The sequence below is a fragment of the Mesorhizobium sp. M7A.F.Ca.MR.176.00.0.0 genome, from assembly GCF_004023165.1.
Lineage (GTDB): Bacteria > Pseudomonadota > Alphaproteobacteria > Rhizobiales > Rhizobiaceae > Mesorhizobium.
This window is the reverse complement of record NZ_RZTC01000040.1, coordinates 39,219-53,874: the sequence shown is the minus strand read 5'-3', so window position 1 is coordinate 53,874 and position 14,656 is coordinate 39,219. Positions and strand designations below refer to the sequence as shown.

The following is a 14,656-nucleotide window of genomic DNA, read 5'->3' as shown; positions in this document are numbered from 1 at the left end:
CCCGCACGACCTCGACGCCTTCGCCGAAGTGAACGGTGTCGGGGCGGCGAAGCTCAAGGAGTTCGGCGAGGTTTTTCTGAGCGCTATTGCGGCGCACCAGTCGGGTGGAACGGTCTGAAATCAGGCCAAGGAATTGCGCAGCCGCAGCCGCCACAACGCGCGTTGGTGAGGCTCTGGGACGGGACGTAGGCCAAGGCGCCGGTTGGCCTGCCCCACAATGGGTCATTTGCCGCTGGCATCACAATTGCAATGTCAGCAATGCCGGGTGTTGGGACCATGGGATCCGGCATGGGGCGATGGGGCCCTCGCCGCTTCGCAAATGGAGCGGCGAGGTCTTTTATTCAGCTATCAGCCAGCCGTTGGCAGGTACGTGCGATAAAGCGATCAGCGACCACGCCTACTGCGATCGCCCAGGCTGCCAAACTGTAGAACTGTCGCTCGGCGCCCATTGGTCGCTTCGTCCTGCATCTAATCCGCGGCTTGTCTCAATGATCCCGACCATTGCGCGAGTAAATTCAACCATGCTGTTTGCCGTGACAGCTGCCCTGTCCGGACTTTGCCCAATCAACTCAGCGGCTCCGCAACATGACAGGCGGATGAGATCGTAGTGCGGATCTCTTTCATCGTCTGGCAATGTCGCTAATTTCAGGGCGCGACGGTGAATCATCCGCAGCAGCTGTGCCAGTGCTGTTTCGACTCTCATGCGTTTTGCTCCGCATCGGCGGAACGTCCCGGCACAGAGGGGCGCTGGAACGTCGATCGGGGTTTGGTTCCCGTCCCCGACACTGAAAGGTTGCATCATGGCCGTTAATATATCGTTGATTGCTAATATACGTGCCAACTGGGCCACGTGCCGCGGCGGCACGCACCGGCAAGGCGCTGTGCCTGCGTCTCACCAGGGAGCGCCAGGTGCCGGCCTATGTGGTGTTCTCGGATCGCACGCTGATCGACATGGCCGAGCGCCGCCCGCACGACCTCGACGCCTTCGCCGAAGTGAATGGGGTTGGGGCGGCAAAGCTCAAGGAGTTCGGCCAGGTTTTTCTGGATGCAATCGCGGCGCACCAATCCGATGGCTCGGCCTGAAGTCGTTCCACCGCTGACCATCCGCAAAGCGGCTGATGCCAGCTTGCAAGAGCGGAACGTTTTTGTGGGTGGTTGGGCCGGGAGCTAGCGCGGGAAGAGTCTGGACTTAAGCCAGCACTACTACATGGACAGGAACCAGAGAAGGCGAAGAGAGCGTTCGTGGGCGCCGTGAAGCTCCCGCCCGACCTTCAAAATAACCTCTCGGGCTGATTAACAAAATCGACACGTTATGCCGACGCCACCTCAATCTGGAGGGGCGATTCTCCGACCTTACGCCAACTTATTGTTTCTTTTTCATAGCTATTGATTTGGCCAAGAAGGATGTGGTCATCGGCAAGATAAATGGTCACAGAGTTGTCTCGACCAAACGAGCCAAGGATCGTTTTGTATGCGCTAACATCTTCAGAGCGGCGTGTTATTGTGCCTTCGAAGGCGTCTCCGAATCTGCGGAGATGAACCTCCACAAGGATTGTTTCAATTCGCGTATTAGGTTGAGGTGCGAACAAGCCGATTAGACTGTTATTTGGTACTTCGCGTTTGAATTCACCCGTTCCAACATATCTGTCACCCCCCACCAGTTCGAAATTGATCGTCCCATCTTGGGTCTGCCAATTCCCAACGATACCTCTTTCGCCCGAGGTCAAGCTTGCTCGTCCAAGCCGTTCGAAAAATGCTTGCTTTTGAGACGCAGCGACTCTTGCTTGTTGGGCCTTCTTTTCCTCCTCGGCGATAGCTGCGCTAAGCGTGTTAAGCGCTGTCACAACGTTTTCGTTATGGTTTGGCACTTTGATTGCAGACTCCGCCTGCTTTCGGGCGTCGTCAAATAGGCCAGCGTGAATGAGATTGTGGGCTAGATTTCCGTCCGCGATTGTCTCGCCCTTTTCGGATGCAATCCGATAGGCTGCAACTGCGGCCCCTCGCATAGTCAAAGCTGAATACGCCACCCCAAGATTGTTCCAAACCATGCCTGACCGCTCTGAGTTTGGAATGCATTCATAGTGCAGCAAACTTAGTTCTGGATCATTTTCGCTATAGCCATGGGCTAGGCTAAATCTCAAGGATCCGTCATCGGGAGCGCTTTTGACACGTACCTCATCAATGGCCTGGGCTATGTGCTTCAACCCGGCGTACCCCGCCAAGCTTCTCATCGCACCATTAAATTGCTTTTGATCCGTTGGCGCGGTGTGTGGAAAGGCGATCAACTGGGCGCGCAGCTTGGCATGGTCCAACAGTTCTGGAGTGTCTTGATGAATGTCAACCAATTTGGAAATAGATGACTGAGCAGCTTCAATGTTTGAGGCATTGGTTAGTGCACTCATGAATGTATGAGAGGCGGCCTCTTTATCGCCATAGTGGGCAAGCGCTTGCCCGAGCAATTGCAGAAGCCTGCTGCTGTTTGGAAACGCGTGAACTTTTTCCTGAATGTTATTGATTGCCCCTGGCTCACCAGCGATCATATGAGCGTAGATTTGCCAAGCTTCCCATATTGCAATTGACTCGTCAGAGTTCGCCATTGGACTTCTTCTGAACGCAGAATCCACGGCCTCCTCGTCAAGCTTACTGTCGCTGAAGACAGCCATCATAAGAGCTCGTTCGAATCTCGAACGCGACCAAGAGGGCTCAGGCTCTATCAAGTACGACGATGTGCTTGGCTCGACGTTTGCCGGTATTGCACGGTCTTCTGCTTCGACGAGGCCAGCTGTATCGGCCTTGAGCCGTGTTCCCATTTCTCTCATAGCCTTGCGGATTTTTCGCGCCGCAGGTCCAACCGCCGCCAATAGATTATCGTCCTCACGCTTATGGTCGTATTCAACAGGCGTGATTCCGCTGAGATCGGACGGCAAATGAATGTCAGTTCCGCGAGGCTTCAGAATAAAGGTTCGTCGCCGAGTTAGGCGCCCAACGAAAAGCCCAAGTTCAAAAATCACGTTGTCACGAACCGTGCTTAGCTGTTCCCCTCTCATCACCGTCACGTCGTCGGGGAAAAAAACGAACACACCGAAATCAGCCTTATCGAGTTCCTTATCGAGGGATTCCAGAGGATACTCGGACGGCCCAAACGTGTCTTGGTCCCAGGTCGTTACCAATGCGTCGTGGTCGAACGCGTCTTGGATCGCCCGGGCAGTTTCGATGTTCTCTCGTGACGAAGCGATGAATATTTTTGGCTTGCTCATTTATCGGTCCAAATGGAGTGGGTCAGTCGCAATTGCTGTCGCTTGATTACTTGATTCCACCTCAAGGCATGCATTAAGAAATCTGGTGTTACACATTTGAGACGTTCTCTCGTGAGGGCACCGGCGGCCGTTTCAGTTGCCCCACCCGGGCCTGCGTTTTGCCAGCTTATGCACTGGTGATCTACAGCTTGTCCGCCACCCTAGCCATGGGCGTTGATAGTACCCTCGATCTTACAGCCCGAGAAACAGGTACTAGAACAGGTGCCGACCAGCTATCTTCGCGGCCAGTAGATCATCCTCTGCGTTCATGTTATCTGCCTAGAATTGGGGGGGTGCCAGTATGGTTGGAGACGTTCTATCCTATTTGTTGGCGGGCTTGCGAGCTATGGCAGATGTGCAGACCGCGTCTATGGTTGTCACCGCCATTGCAACTATAGGCCTCGGCATCTTCACTTGGGTGTTGGCGCGGGAAACTAAGCGGCTTTCGAATGCGACGGCTCAGGCGCACGTCGTAGCAACCCTCGAGCCGAATGATTGGGCTATTAACCACCTAGACTTGATCGTTACCAACACAGGAAATGCTGCTGCGCACGACGTTGAAGTGACCTTTAGTCCCGAGCTGGAGAAATATAAAGGTAACCTGTCAGGAGAACGGCCACTAAAGCGCGTGAGCGTGCTGAAGCCAGGCCAGTCGCTATCCAGCTATGTCGGAGAGTTTAGCCTATACAACAAGAAGACCTACCAGATCACGACAAGCTGGAAACATCGTCCGGCTGAGAAGCGGCGCCTATCGCTCAGTTACGAACAATCGTTGGACGACTATGAGGGGTTTGGTACCTTAGGGGCTCGCTCTCCGCTCATTCAGATAGCTGAGCAAGTTAAGAAGCTTCGCGAGGACTGGCAATACGTCGCAAGCGGATCGCGGAAGCTCAGCGCAGACGTTTACTCATCCGAGGACCGAGCCCGAGAGCAAAGGGATAGGCAAAAGCAAAGGGAGGAATACCGTAGCCGGGCCGTCAAGAAACCTGAAGGGGACGCGAAATAGCGGGCCGAATTGCTAATATTGGAGCACCGGTGTGGGGCACCTGGGTCAATAGCTCGCTTGAATAAGCCCGTTTTTCTAACCCGTTACACGCAAGGAAATATGGCGGAGAGGGAGGGATTCCCTTTCACTCCTATGATACTGAAAATACTAGTCTTTTCGCGCTTTTTGTTACACAGTTTGTTACACAGCTACAACTACGATTTATAACCGCTCTAAGCTCGCAGCTTTTGGGCTCGCCTGCCCAATCCATCCTATCTGTCGAAACCGATGGCTTGTAGGACACTCCCGCGTGTGTACGTTGGGGCTTGGGTCAGAAGGTGACCCACAGCAAAGACGGGAGCGCCGCAGCGCAAAAGATCTCATCGGTCAAGGAACAGATAGTGAAGTAGCCTGTGACAATCGGCGCCAGCATCACCTCCAAAGCGCCGACCAGGAAAAACCCGCAAAAAACGTCGCCCTCAGATACCCCGTCGGCAATGAATATGGGACCGAAGTTGCGCGGCAGATCGGGCGTTAGATGCCTTCATGACATCTGAACCTGAGCAGGCTCCTACGCCGCGAGCCGGCACATTTCCGAACGGAGTTTCGTCCGGCTGCGCAAAAAGGTGCCCTGTCGAGACTTACTTGTTGGCCGGATGGCTTAGCAGGGACGAACTCGTGAAGAGATTGATAATGCAACATTATCATTCATTATGCTGATCCGACAGGCTGTGCGTTTCGGTGCGAAATTGATGGCGCAAAGCGCACAGCCGCTTTACCCTCCAGATCATGATTCGCCTTGATCCCTCGACCGCCAGCTCTTCTGCGCCGCCCTCCGTTCCGGCCTGGGCGATCACAATTGCCAGCGCGCCGAGCGAGAGCGACGCCGCCTTCCGGGCCGGCGCCGCCTTGGGTGTCCTCGACACGCTCGGCCGCGCGCAACCTGCCTGGGCCGGGGCCTGGCGGCAGCGGCTGGCGCTTCGCTGCGCCGCCACCAGCATGCTGCTCGCCGGCCGCGCCGAGGACGCGGCCGCCTTGCGCGACGCCTGGTATCTGCGCCAGGCCGGTGCCGACCCCGGTCCCGCCGGCACCATCTTTGGCGCCTGGCGGCAGTTGGCCGGGCAGCCGCCCGTCGCTACCCCTGACCGGCTCGAGAAGATACTCAACCAGCTTGGCCTCCATTGGGATGTCGAGGCGCTGGCCACGCTTTGTGAACACATCGACGACCTGGCGCGCTCGGAGCAGCCGGCGCCGTTCGCCGCGGCGGCGATCGCCGCTCGCGTCGTCGCCATGCGCCCCAATGCGGAGCTTTTGGCCTGGTGGCTCGCCGACCTGGTGCTGGCGCAAAGCCTGCGCTGGCCGCGGCCGCTGCCGCTGCTGATGGCGCAAGCCTTTGGTCCGGCTTTTCGCGGCGAGGCCGGCGCTGGCCGGCGCATCCGGCCCGGGGACAAGAATTTTGAGCGGGCGGTTTGCGTCGCGCTCGTTACGGCCGCCGCGGACGCTTGTCGGTTGGCCGCCGAGCTGTCGCGCCGGGCCGAAAAACTCCTGTCGGTGGCGCCGAAACTGCGCGCCAAAGGCGCCGGCGACGTAATCTTTCTGCTGCTCAGTGAGGACGCCGTCTCCGGATCGCTGACGACGAAAAATCTGTCGCGCTTTGCATCGCGGCGGCTGTTCGAACGGCTGCAGCAACTGGAGGCCGTGCGCGAGCTCGAGACCGGTAATTTCTCTGGGGTCGAATACGGTTTATTAGGCCTGCGTAGTCCATCAGCGTCGCTTTGTTCGGAGAGAATGCGATGGCGGTGGAATGGACGATCACGATCGAGGGCAGGAACGAGTTCGGTGACGTTTGCCGGAAGGCGGTTCGCATCGACAAGAGCTGGAACCGCCTGTCTGACGGCGACCTTGGCCTGTCGATCGAGGATGGTAAGACGATCATGACGGCGCTGCAGAGCGCGGTTGTGAACCACGAGGCGGAGACGTATTCGCTCTTTCGCCGGGTCTGCCCGGATTGCCACAGGTTTCGGCCGGTCAAGGACTACACGACGCGCCAGATCCGGACCGTCTTCGGCACCGTGGAGGTGCGCAATCCTCGCTGGATGATGTGCCGAGATTGTTACCCGGGCATGGTCATTGCCTTCGCGCCGCTGAAGGAGATCTGCCCCGATCGAGCGACATCCGAGCTGATGGAACTGACGGCGCGGCTGGGGAGCATGATGCCGTACCGACGGGCAGCGGATGTGCTTGCCGAATTCCTACCTGTTGAGCCGACCGAGACGCATGCCACCGTGCGCAAGCGAACCATCAGGATTGGCGAACGGCTCGACGACCAGGTTGCTGACGAAGAATTGCACGCAAGGGCGCAAACGGACGAACGACGCCAGCTTGAAATGCAGCTGCCCGGCGATCGCCGCAAAGAGTTCGTCATCAGCATCGATACTGCGCATGTTCGCAGCGCCGATCCCAATTCAGCGCGCAACTTCGAGCTCGTCGTGGCCCGATGCGGCCGCGGCGGGCGGGGCGAAGGTGGCGGCCGCTATTTCGTGACCAGCAGCACGGACCAACGGGCAATCCGGGATCGTGCGCTTCATGCCCTTCGGGAAGTAGGTTACCGCGGCTTTGGCGATGTGACCGTGATTTCGGACGGCGCCGAAATCCTGAAGCGGCTGCCCCGCGCAATGCCGAAGCCGACGGCCCACATCATCGACTGGTTCCACATCGCCATGAAGATCCAGCCGATGCAGCAGATCGCCGATCATATGGCTCGATCCCCATCGGGTCTCTCGGAAGCGCTTCCCCTCATCGACCAGGACATCAGAGCGGTGAAGTGGCGTCTGTGGCATGGGCGGGTCGATCGCGCGATCCGCGACCTGGAACAACTCTTGGAGAGAGTGATCGATTTGCAGGGAGGCGGCGAGTTCTCCGTCGTCCGTCTTCACAGCCTCGGCTCGCAGCTCCTGACTTATATCCGATCGAACCGCGGCGCGATCATCAACTATGGCAAGCGCTACCGAGCCGGGCTTCGCGTCGCCACGACCTTGGCTGAGTCAGCAGTGAATTCACTCGTCGGTAAGCGGATGGTCAAGAAACAGCAGATGCGATGGTCGCTTCACGGCGCTCACATGCTCATGCAGGTCCGCACGGCAGATCTCAACGGCGAGCTTCGCGATCGATTGCGGGCATCGTTCCGACAGACAGAGCCGAACGTCCCACCACTATTCAAGCCCAGACCGCCACTCCTGCGCGCCGCCTGACCCCAGAGAAGTTACCGGTCTCGGTGCAGGAGGTCCTCAAACATAATCCCCTTGGGGGCAACCTGTTTTGCTTCAGGGGGAAACGCGGAAATTTGTTGAAGGTCATCTGGCATGATGGCCAAGGAGCATGCCTGTTCACAAAAAGACTCGAGCTCGGCCGCTTCATATGGCCAACAGTTGAGGGTGGAGCTGTGACAGTATCTTCTGCACAGCTGAGTTATCTCTTGTCTGGCATAGACTGGCGGAACCCTCAGGAAACCTGGCGCCCAGCTCGGGTTGGGTAGCATTTTTTAGTTGAAAATACAATGGAATGTGATTCAATCGGCATATGACTTCGAAGCCGGTTGAGCTCCCCTCGGATCTTGCCAGCGCCTACGTGGCGCTGCTGGCTGAACGTGAGGCGTTGCAGGCTGAACGCGATGTGGCGGTCGCGGATGCTGCCAACTGGCAGGCTGAAGCCGCCAACGCGCAGGCCATGCTGTCCGACACCGCGGCGCGGATTGCGCATCTCGAGCTGCGCATCGAGAAGCTGAAACGCGAATTGTACGGGCAGCGCTCCGAGCGCACGGCGCGGCTGATCGAGCAGTTGGAATTGGAACTCGAAGACCTCGTCACCTCGGCGACCGAGGACGAGCTTGCCGCGCAGGCCGCGGCGGCGAAGACGCAGACGGTGCGCCCCTTCACGCGCAAGCGACCGGTGCGCAAGCCATGGCCGGATGACATCGAACACGAGCGCGTCGTCATCGACCCTCCAACTGCCTGCGCCTGCTGCGGCGGATCGCGGCTGTCGAAACTGGGTGAGGACGTGACCGAGACGCTGGAGGAGATCCCGCGCCGCTTCAAGCTGATCGCGACGGTGCGCGAAAAGTTCACCTGCCGCGACTGCGAGAAGATCACCCAGCCGCCGGCGCCGTTCCATGCCACGCCGCGCGGCTTCATCGGTCCCCGACTGCTGGCGACAATCCTGTTTGACAAGTTCGGCATGCATGCTCCACTCAACCGCCAGAGCGCGCGCTTCAAGGCCGAGGGGATCGACCTGCCGCTGTCGACGCTGGCCGATCAGGTCGGCCACGGAACCTCCGCCGTCATGCCGCTCTTCCAGCTGATCGAGCGCCATGTGCTCGCGGCCGAGCGCCTTCATGGCGACGACACCACCATTCGCATCCTGGCGAAGGGCAAGTGCGCGACCGGGCGCATATGGACCTATACGCGCGATGACCGTCCCTTCGCCGGGCCTGCGCCGCCGGCGGCGATCTATTACGCCTCGAGCGACCGACGTGGCGAGCGTCCTCAGAAGCATCTGGCCGGGTTCGCCGGCATTCTTCAGTGCGACTGTTACAGTGGCTTCGAGCCGCTGTTCGACCCGCAGCGGAAGGAGCAGCCGATCACGCCCGCCTTTTGCTACGCCCATGCGCGGCGAGGATTCTTCGAACTGGCCGACATCGCGAAAAAGGCCCGAGATGGCAAGAAGGGCAAACCGATCGCGCTGGAGGCGGTCAGGCGCCTCGACGCGCTGTTCGAGATCGAGCGCGCCATCAACGGCCGCAGCGCGGACGAGCGGTATGCCGTGCGGCAGGAGAAAAGCAAACCACTTCTCGACGACATGCACGTCTGGTTGCTCCGCGAGCGCGATACCCTCTCGCGCTCTTCCGAGGTCCTGAAGCCGATCAACTACATGCTCAGGCGCTGGGCCGACTTCGCCCGCTTCATCGACGACGGCAGGATCTGCCTCAGCAACAACGCGGCCGAAAGAGCGCTGCGCGGCATTGCTCTGGGAAGGCGCAACTGGACCTTCGCCGGTTCCCAGCGCGGCGCCGACCGCGCCGCCGTCATGCTTACCCTCATCACCACGGCACGCCTCAACGACGTCGACCCGAAAGCCTGGCTCGCCGATGTCCTGGCCCGCATTGCCGATCTTCCCACCTCACGTCTGCACGAACTACTGCCCTGGCACTGGAAGCGCCTGCGCGAAGCCGACAAGCCCGCCAATCAGCAGGCCGCCTGACCTTCACGCATCGCCATCATAGAGCCCGCCGCACGCACGCGCGCGTGCCAATCATGCGGCCTTCGTCGTATGCGTACGACACGCCCGCCGGATCCGGCTTTACAAGTACATTGCGGGCCTCCAGCGCTTGCCCGCTCTCGACTTGTCTGACGATTCGCTCTCGACGGTGTCGCGTCAGACGAGCATTTTTGTGCACGTTCATCCGATCCTCCGAGAATCACTGAAGCGTCTCCACCTCAGTCTTCTCGGCAGCCAAGCCTGACCGTCGCCTTGATGCGGCCCCGCGTGCGAGCCCACAAAGAAACGGCAGGGGGCTGCTGAACGCGACCTCACGCGTGTCGGCAAAGGCATCGAGCGCCTGTGGGCCACCTACCAGGAAGATCTCCTGTCTTTGGACGAACTGCGGCTGCGGCGCGGCAATCAACGTGAGAGCGCCTCTCTTCCAGATTGTCGCCTTGCGATTGGCCGAGGCCTACTGGGGTCTGACTCGTTTCAAATGCGTGTCGAGTGCTGCGAGTTGTTTTTTGAAGCACTCGATGGCTTCCAGTACTTTATCACCCCCACGGGCCGCAATGAGAGATCCCAGAATCTCGGCAATTGCAAAAGCAGGGGTCATCGTATGAAATAATGATGGACTATTCGTCGAAACCACGACGGTGGTTTCTGCGATGCGTGCCAAAGGGGAGACCTCGCTATCAGTAATAGCAATAACTGAAATTCCAACAGAGTTGGCGTACTTTGCTAACTCAAACGTCGCCCGTGTATGCGGGTGGACACTTGCGACAAGCAGAGCGTCATCTTCACAAGCGTTTCTAATAGCGTCGCTCCCTGTGCCCGCAATCCCATCCAGCAGCACCGATTTCTCGCCGACGACACTGAGAATATATTGCAACTGCCAAGCCACTGGATGACTGGAACGCAGTCCAAGACAGTAGATCGTGCGGGCCTTAGCCAGAGATGCTGCCGCTGACACTATCCGATCAAGGGATGACGCCTGCGCAAGCTGCGCAATGTGCCTTGCGACCGAATTGAGCATCTCTGCAGCAAGCGCGTTATCGTCCCTTTGCTTTCGGTTCGCAACCTGTTTTCCTGCCATTCCAGGCAATCGAGCACCTGCATCCCGCAACGCTTCAGCGTACATGTTGCGAATATCGTCGAACCCCCGCAGCCCAAGATGCTTAGCAAGACGCGTCATTGTTGCAGGTTGTACGCCGGCTTGCCGAGCCTGTTCACGCATCGAAAGAAGAGCGACATCACATGGGCGATCGAGAATAAAGCGGGCCGCGTTCTGCAGTTGTTCCGACATTCCGTCGAAAGCCTTGAGGAGCGTCTCCCCGAGCGGTCCCTTTTCAATAGCCATGCTTACCTGTCGTTGTTGCAAATTCTGGAATTGCCGCGCTACAATGTGACAGCACCGGTAAAGCCTCCAGCGCCGCTTCGCTGCGCAATCGCATGAAACGGCGGGACGCTCGCTTTGGATAGGTACTGAGCATTACGCGCCTTTCGGTTTTCATCCTTCGGGCAAATCGTCCAACCAGCAGGCGCCCTCGCGGTCCGGCCGCGAAAAGATTTTTCCGATCTTTTCCGGGGTCTTGTTTTGGTGATAGCGCATGTACACCCGGCCATCGGCTCCGAGGTCAAGGATCTCGATCTTTCCGGTGTAATGGGACATGATGTATTTGAATGTCTTTTGGATGCCGCTGAGACGTTGGTTGATGCCGTGCGCAATCTCTAGTCCGCGCCGCAGTGTGACCTGAAAATGCGATGCGCCTTTCACCGGCCTGCCCTGGAAAAGATAATATGGGCGGACGCCTATTTGGTGACACTTGGCGAAGGTCGCCGCCAAGATTTCGGGATCATCGTTGACTTTCGCGAGAAGCACGGCCTGGTTGAGGAACTGCACGCCCTGTGCGCGCAAAGAGCGAATGTTGCGTTCCGCATCGACCGAGATTTCACCGATGTGGTCGAAATGTGTGACGACCATTGCGGCCTTACCCGCTTCATGAATCCGGTGAATCAAGGCCGGTAGAGCGTGATCTTCGAACCGCTTCGGCTCATAAGCGAGCATTTTTGTGCCGAATCGAATCGAATCCAAATGTGGGATCGGCAGCAGTTGATCGAGGATCTCGTTCAGCTTGCCGGTGCTAAGCACGAACGGGTCACCACCCGATAACAGCACGTTCGTCATCTCAGGATGGTCACCAATATATTGCGCAATCTGTGCGAAATCAGGTGCGATTTCGTCCGAGTCGTTACCGACAATGCGTTTGCGAAAGCAATAACGGCAGTACGAAGCGCAAAGGGCGGTCACCAGTATCAATCCCGTCTGGGCATACTTGTGCTGAAGTCCGCGCACCACCGTGTTGTCGTGTTCGCCGCTCGTATCCAGATTGCCGGGGCTGTCGAACTCCTTAAGTGAGGGCTCCACGATGTACTTAAGCTGATCGTAGTAACCGCTGCTGGTGATCTGTTCACGGTAGAATTTTGTGACATGATAACGCGTAATTCCGTTAGCTCGCAGCTCACCTTCGGTAACGACGCGCGTTCGCTCGATAAAATTCATGAGAGTCTGGGCTCCGGCCGGAGTTAAGGAAAGACAATTAGCAAGCGTGAGTCGGCGCTGAGTCCCGCGCGACAACCGCGCCAGCGTCAACGGGTAACCCGCCGGCAGATTCACGAACACCGTCGTCCCCGCAACGCCGGCTCAGCGTCTTCAGCTGTGCGGCCAGTTCCTCGCGCAGCGCGAAGTCGACGTGGCAGCACCTGTAGCCCTGCTGCATCGGACGCGGCCGGTTCGTCGGCAGCTCTAGCATCTTTGATGTGTCCGCCAGTATCCACCAGTATGCCGGCTGACGCCCAACGCCCGCCCTCGCTGAGCAACTGCGCTGCCAAATGGCGTGGTCCGCATACCTCATTCGCAACGGCTCCTGCCGGTTCGTGGCCGCGGCGTAGAGCTCCCTAAGTTCGCGGGCCAGGATCTTTTCCGACCGGTCGTCCACGACCATCTGGTCCATAGTGATCAGCAGCACATGATGGTTGGCCGCCTGTGCTCCATGGAGCTTCAGCTCCGCGAGTATCACTTCCGCGTCCGCTGCCGCTGCCAGACCGTCCTTCGCCGGGAAAGTGACGCATAGCACCTCATCATGCGCCACCAAAACGCCCAAGGCCGCCGTCTCATCGAGTTCGCCGGGAAGCGATAGCTCCATCTGGATGCGACAGATCTCGCAACCGCACGCCAGACGCCACAATAACCACACCCCCTGCTGAGGAAATGACAGCAGCACCCGCAACCGACGCGCCAAAGCTACAACTGGCGAGACCTCACTCGAGAGTGCAGTGTCTATGGCAATGATTTGGATCGTTAGGGCAAGTTTCATGTGGCCCTCCTTGGCCGGAGGCAGCGAAACCGTTGTGGTCGTATCGCGTTCCTCGGCATGTTACTGTGCAATCGGCATGCCACCGGAGAGGTTGTGCAAGCAAAAGGGCAAAACCCTCCGTTCAGCGCCGCACTTCCGGAATACTTGCGCCTCAGCATGTCGGGTTCCGAACATTGACGTCGTCCACTCGACACTGCTCAATACACCGACGTCCAAGACGGTCGTCATTCGGCACTCATGGGATGTTTTCTTCATCCATTCGTCGACGCGTTTGGTTGTGGGCTCGTCGGTTTGTGCCCAAAACGACCACGGTGGGCCGGCCAGCGCGCTCAAGATCGAAAGTTAAAATCGGGGCCGTCGCGGGCATCGATGGCGAGGAGAGGCGTTGTCACTTCGCTTGAAATCTGGCCACGCGTTTTTCCAGCAGGTCGGCGCACTCAGGCTCACTCGCGGCCACGGCTTGCGCATGTGGCGTTCGCCGGCTCAGGGCCCTTGTCCATGAGCGCGCGCAGGTTCATTGTATCGTCCGTCAACGGTGGTTACTTCGAATCAGGCTGGCGTCAGCAACCCAGCCGATGACCGCTGCTCGGAGCCCCGCGATCAATGCTCGGCTTCAAATCGGCCTCGCAGCCATCTACTTGTACGCGACTACGACGAGACGCGGGCCATAGGGTGTAAACTCCGCGCCTTCCTGTCCATAGGCTTCAACAGAATCGAACCCCGCATTTTGCAACATACGAACGCATTCGGAATACCCATATTGTCTGACAGAAAGACGCATACGTCTCACGGAACCGCCACGGACGACGATCCTTTCGCAGTTTAGACGATCGGTCAGCGGGTCGTTGTTGATTGTGTCAATCCTTAAATCATCGTCGCGTTGCACGACGTCACAGCTAGGCGACTGCTCGCGCAGCAAAAAGAAGCGATTTATCTGATCGATCAGCAGACGACCGCCCTTTCGAAGTGAAGCAGCGGCTTCACGAAGGACTCTCTCATTATCGGCTTCATCGAAATAGCCAAACGTAGTATACCACAGATAGGCTGCGTCAAACCGATCCCGCCAGGGAAGTGAGCGCATGTCGCCAAGAACATACTCAACATCCACAGTCCGTTCAGCCGCATCCGCTTCCGCTTTTTTCAGCAAAGTCGGCGAGGCATCCAAGCCGGTTACTCGCGCGCCTTTTTCCGCCAACCGATTGGTAATCCGGCCATAGCCGCATCCGAGTTCAAGAACTGGGCTGCCATGTTCAAGTGAAAGAAGCTTCCAAATTGCTCCTGCTTCCCGGTCGCTTTTCTCACGCGGATTGACGAGGTCCGCGAAATGCAAATAATCTTCACTGAAGTATGTTTCAAGTTCGGATAGGGAATGTGGGGGTGTGGCATCGTTCATGTGAATCATCCGTTCTGGGGTGGCTTCGTTTAGGTTACATGATCTGCGAAAGAGGCTATCTCCACGCCCGCTTTGTTTCGCACGTGACCGGACATGTTGAAAGTGAACAATTGTCAATATTTCGTTAAGTTTGTGAAATGACTGACAGGTCAGGGAGCACCCTGTGAAGGTTTGCTTTTCTAACCTTGCGTCTCCGCAATAAGCAGCAGCGTTGCGGAACAAGCATAATCGGCGCTCCCAGCCCGCTTCTCTCGGTGCGGCTCGAAGGCGAGTATCGCAAGTGGAGGAAGACTCCATCCAGAGAATTGTCGATTGATGTGGAAGCTGACGAGCGGTTTGGCTGGGTAAC

Annotated in this window: 10 protein-coding genes and 2 pseudogenes; 7 read left to right on the top strand and 5 right to left on the bottom strand. The window is 58.1% G+C overall.

Annotation, left to right across the window (positions count from 1 at the left end; translation table 11 throughout):
- On the top strand, positions 1 to 118 hold a 118-nt coding region (locus tag EOB59_RS36355), incomplete at its 5' end, for an HRDC domain-containing protein (protein WP_245486646.1).
- Between the two features lie 755 nt (positions 119 to 873).
- A pseudogene (locus tag EOB59_RS15725) lies at positions 874 to 1,083 on the top strand (HRDC domain-containing protein); the annotation flags it as partial.
- A gap of 227 nt (positions 1,084 to 1,310) precedes the next feature.
- On the opposite strand, the gene EOB59_RS15720 reads toward EOB59_RS15725, so the two are convergent.
- Positions 1,311 to 3,257, bottom strand: a complete 1,947-nt coding sequence (locus EOB59_RS15720) for a nucleotide-binding protein (protein WP_128288751.1) — start codon at positions 3,255 to 3,257, stop codon at positions 1,311 to 1,313.
- Between the two features lie 385 nt (positions 3,258 to 3,642).
- Here EOB59_RS15720 and EOB59_RS15715 point away from each other — a divergent pair, with 385 nt between their 5' ends.
- The 5 genes and pseudogenes from EOB59_RS15715 to EOB59_RS15695 all read left to right on the top strand — a co-directional run bounded on the left by EOB59_RS15715 (position 3,643) and on the right by EOB59_RS15695 (position 9,537).
- Positions 3,643 to 4,302 carry a hypothetical protein gene (locus EOB59_RS15715; protein ID WP_128288750.1) on the top strand — a complete coding sequence of 220 codons (660 nt, stop codon included), beginning with the start codon at positions 3,643 to 3,645 and terminating at the stop codon, positions 4,300 to 4,302.
- Positions 4,303 to 5,070: 768 nt separating this feature from the next.
- A pseudogene (locus EOB59_RS15710) lies at positions 5,071 to 6,027 on the top strand (DUF1403 family protein); the annotation flags it as partial.
- Between the two features lie 47 nt (positions 6,028 to 6,074).
- On the top strand, positions 6,075 to 7,532 hold the full coding sequence (locus EOB59_RS15705; RefSeq protein ID WP_245486645.1) for an ISKra4 family transposase: 1,458 nt from the start codon (positions 6,075 to 6,077) through the stop codon (positions 7,530 to 7,532).
- Positions 7,451 to 7,816 (top strand): IS66 family insertion sequence element accessory protein TnpB, encoded by a 366-nt coding sequence (gene tnpB, locus EOB59_RS35650; protein WP_281061724.1) that lies wholly within the window; start codon positions 7,451 to 7,453, stop codon positions 7,814 to 7,816. The genes EOB59_RS15705 and tnpB overlap by 82 nt, the downstream gene beginning before the upstream one ends.
- 44 nt (positions 7,817 to 7,860) lie before the next feature.
- The gene (locus EOB59_RS15695) at positions 7,861 to 9,537 is read left to right on the top strand and encodes an IS66 family transposase (protein WP_128288748.1); all 1,677 of its coding nucleotides are present in this window, start codon (positions 7,861 to 7,863) and stop codon (positions 9,535 to 9,537) included.
- A 472-nt stretch (positions 9,538 to 10,009) separates the two neighbouring features.
- On the opposite strand, the gene EOB59_RS15685 is transcribed toward EOB59_RS15695, so the two are convergent.
- The 4 genes from EOB59_RS15685 to EOB59_RS15670 all read right to left on the bottom strand — a co-directional run bounded on the left by EOB59_RS15685 (position 10,010) and on the right by EOB59_RS15670 (position 14,307).
- Positions 10,010 to 10,891 (bottom strand): MurR/RpiR family transcriptional regulator, encoded by an 882-nt coding sequence (locus tag EOB59_RS15685; protein ID WP_128288757.1) that lies wholly within the window; start codon positions 10,889 to 10,891, stop codon positions 10,010 to 10,012.
- A gap of 156 nt (positions 10,892 to 11,047) precedes the next feature.
- Positions 11,048 to 12,100, bottom strand: a complete 1,053-nt coding sequence (locus EOB59_RS15680) for a lysine 2,3-aminomutase (protein ID WP_128288747.1) — start codon at positions 12,098 to 12,100, stop codon at positions 11,048 to 11,050.
- A gap of 37 nt (positions 12,101 to 12,137) precedes the next feature.
- Positions 12,138 to 12,914: a condensation domain-containing protein gene (locus tag EOB59_RS15675; RefSeq protein ID WP_128288746.1), complete on the bottom strand. Its 777-nt coding sequence runs from the start codon at positions 12,912 to 12,914 to the stop codon at positions 12,138 to 12,140.
- 634 nt (positions 12,915 to 13,548) lie between these two features.
- Positions 13,549 to 14,307, bottom strand: coding sequence for a class I SAM-dependent methyltransferase (locus tag EOB59_RS15670; protein WP_164895663.1), 759 nt, complete (start codon positions 14,305 to 14,307; stop codon positions 13,549 to 13,551).
- Positions 14,308 to 14,656: the final 349 nt, after the last annotated feature.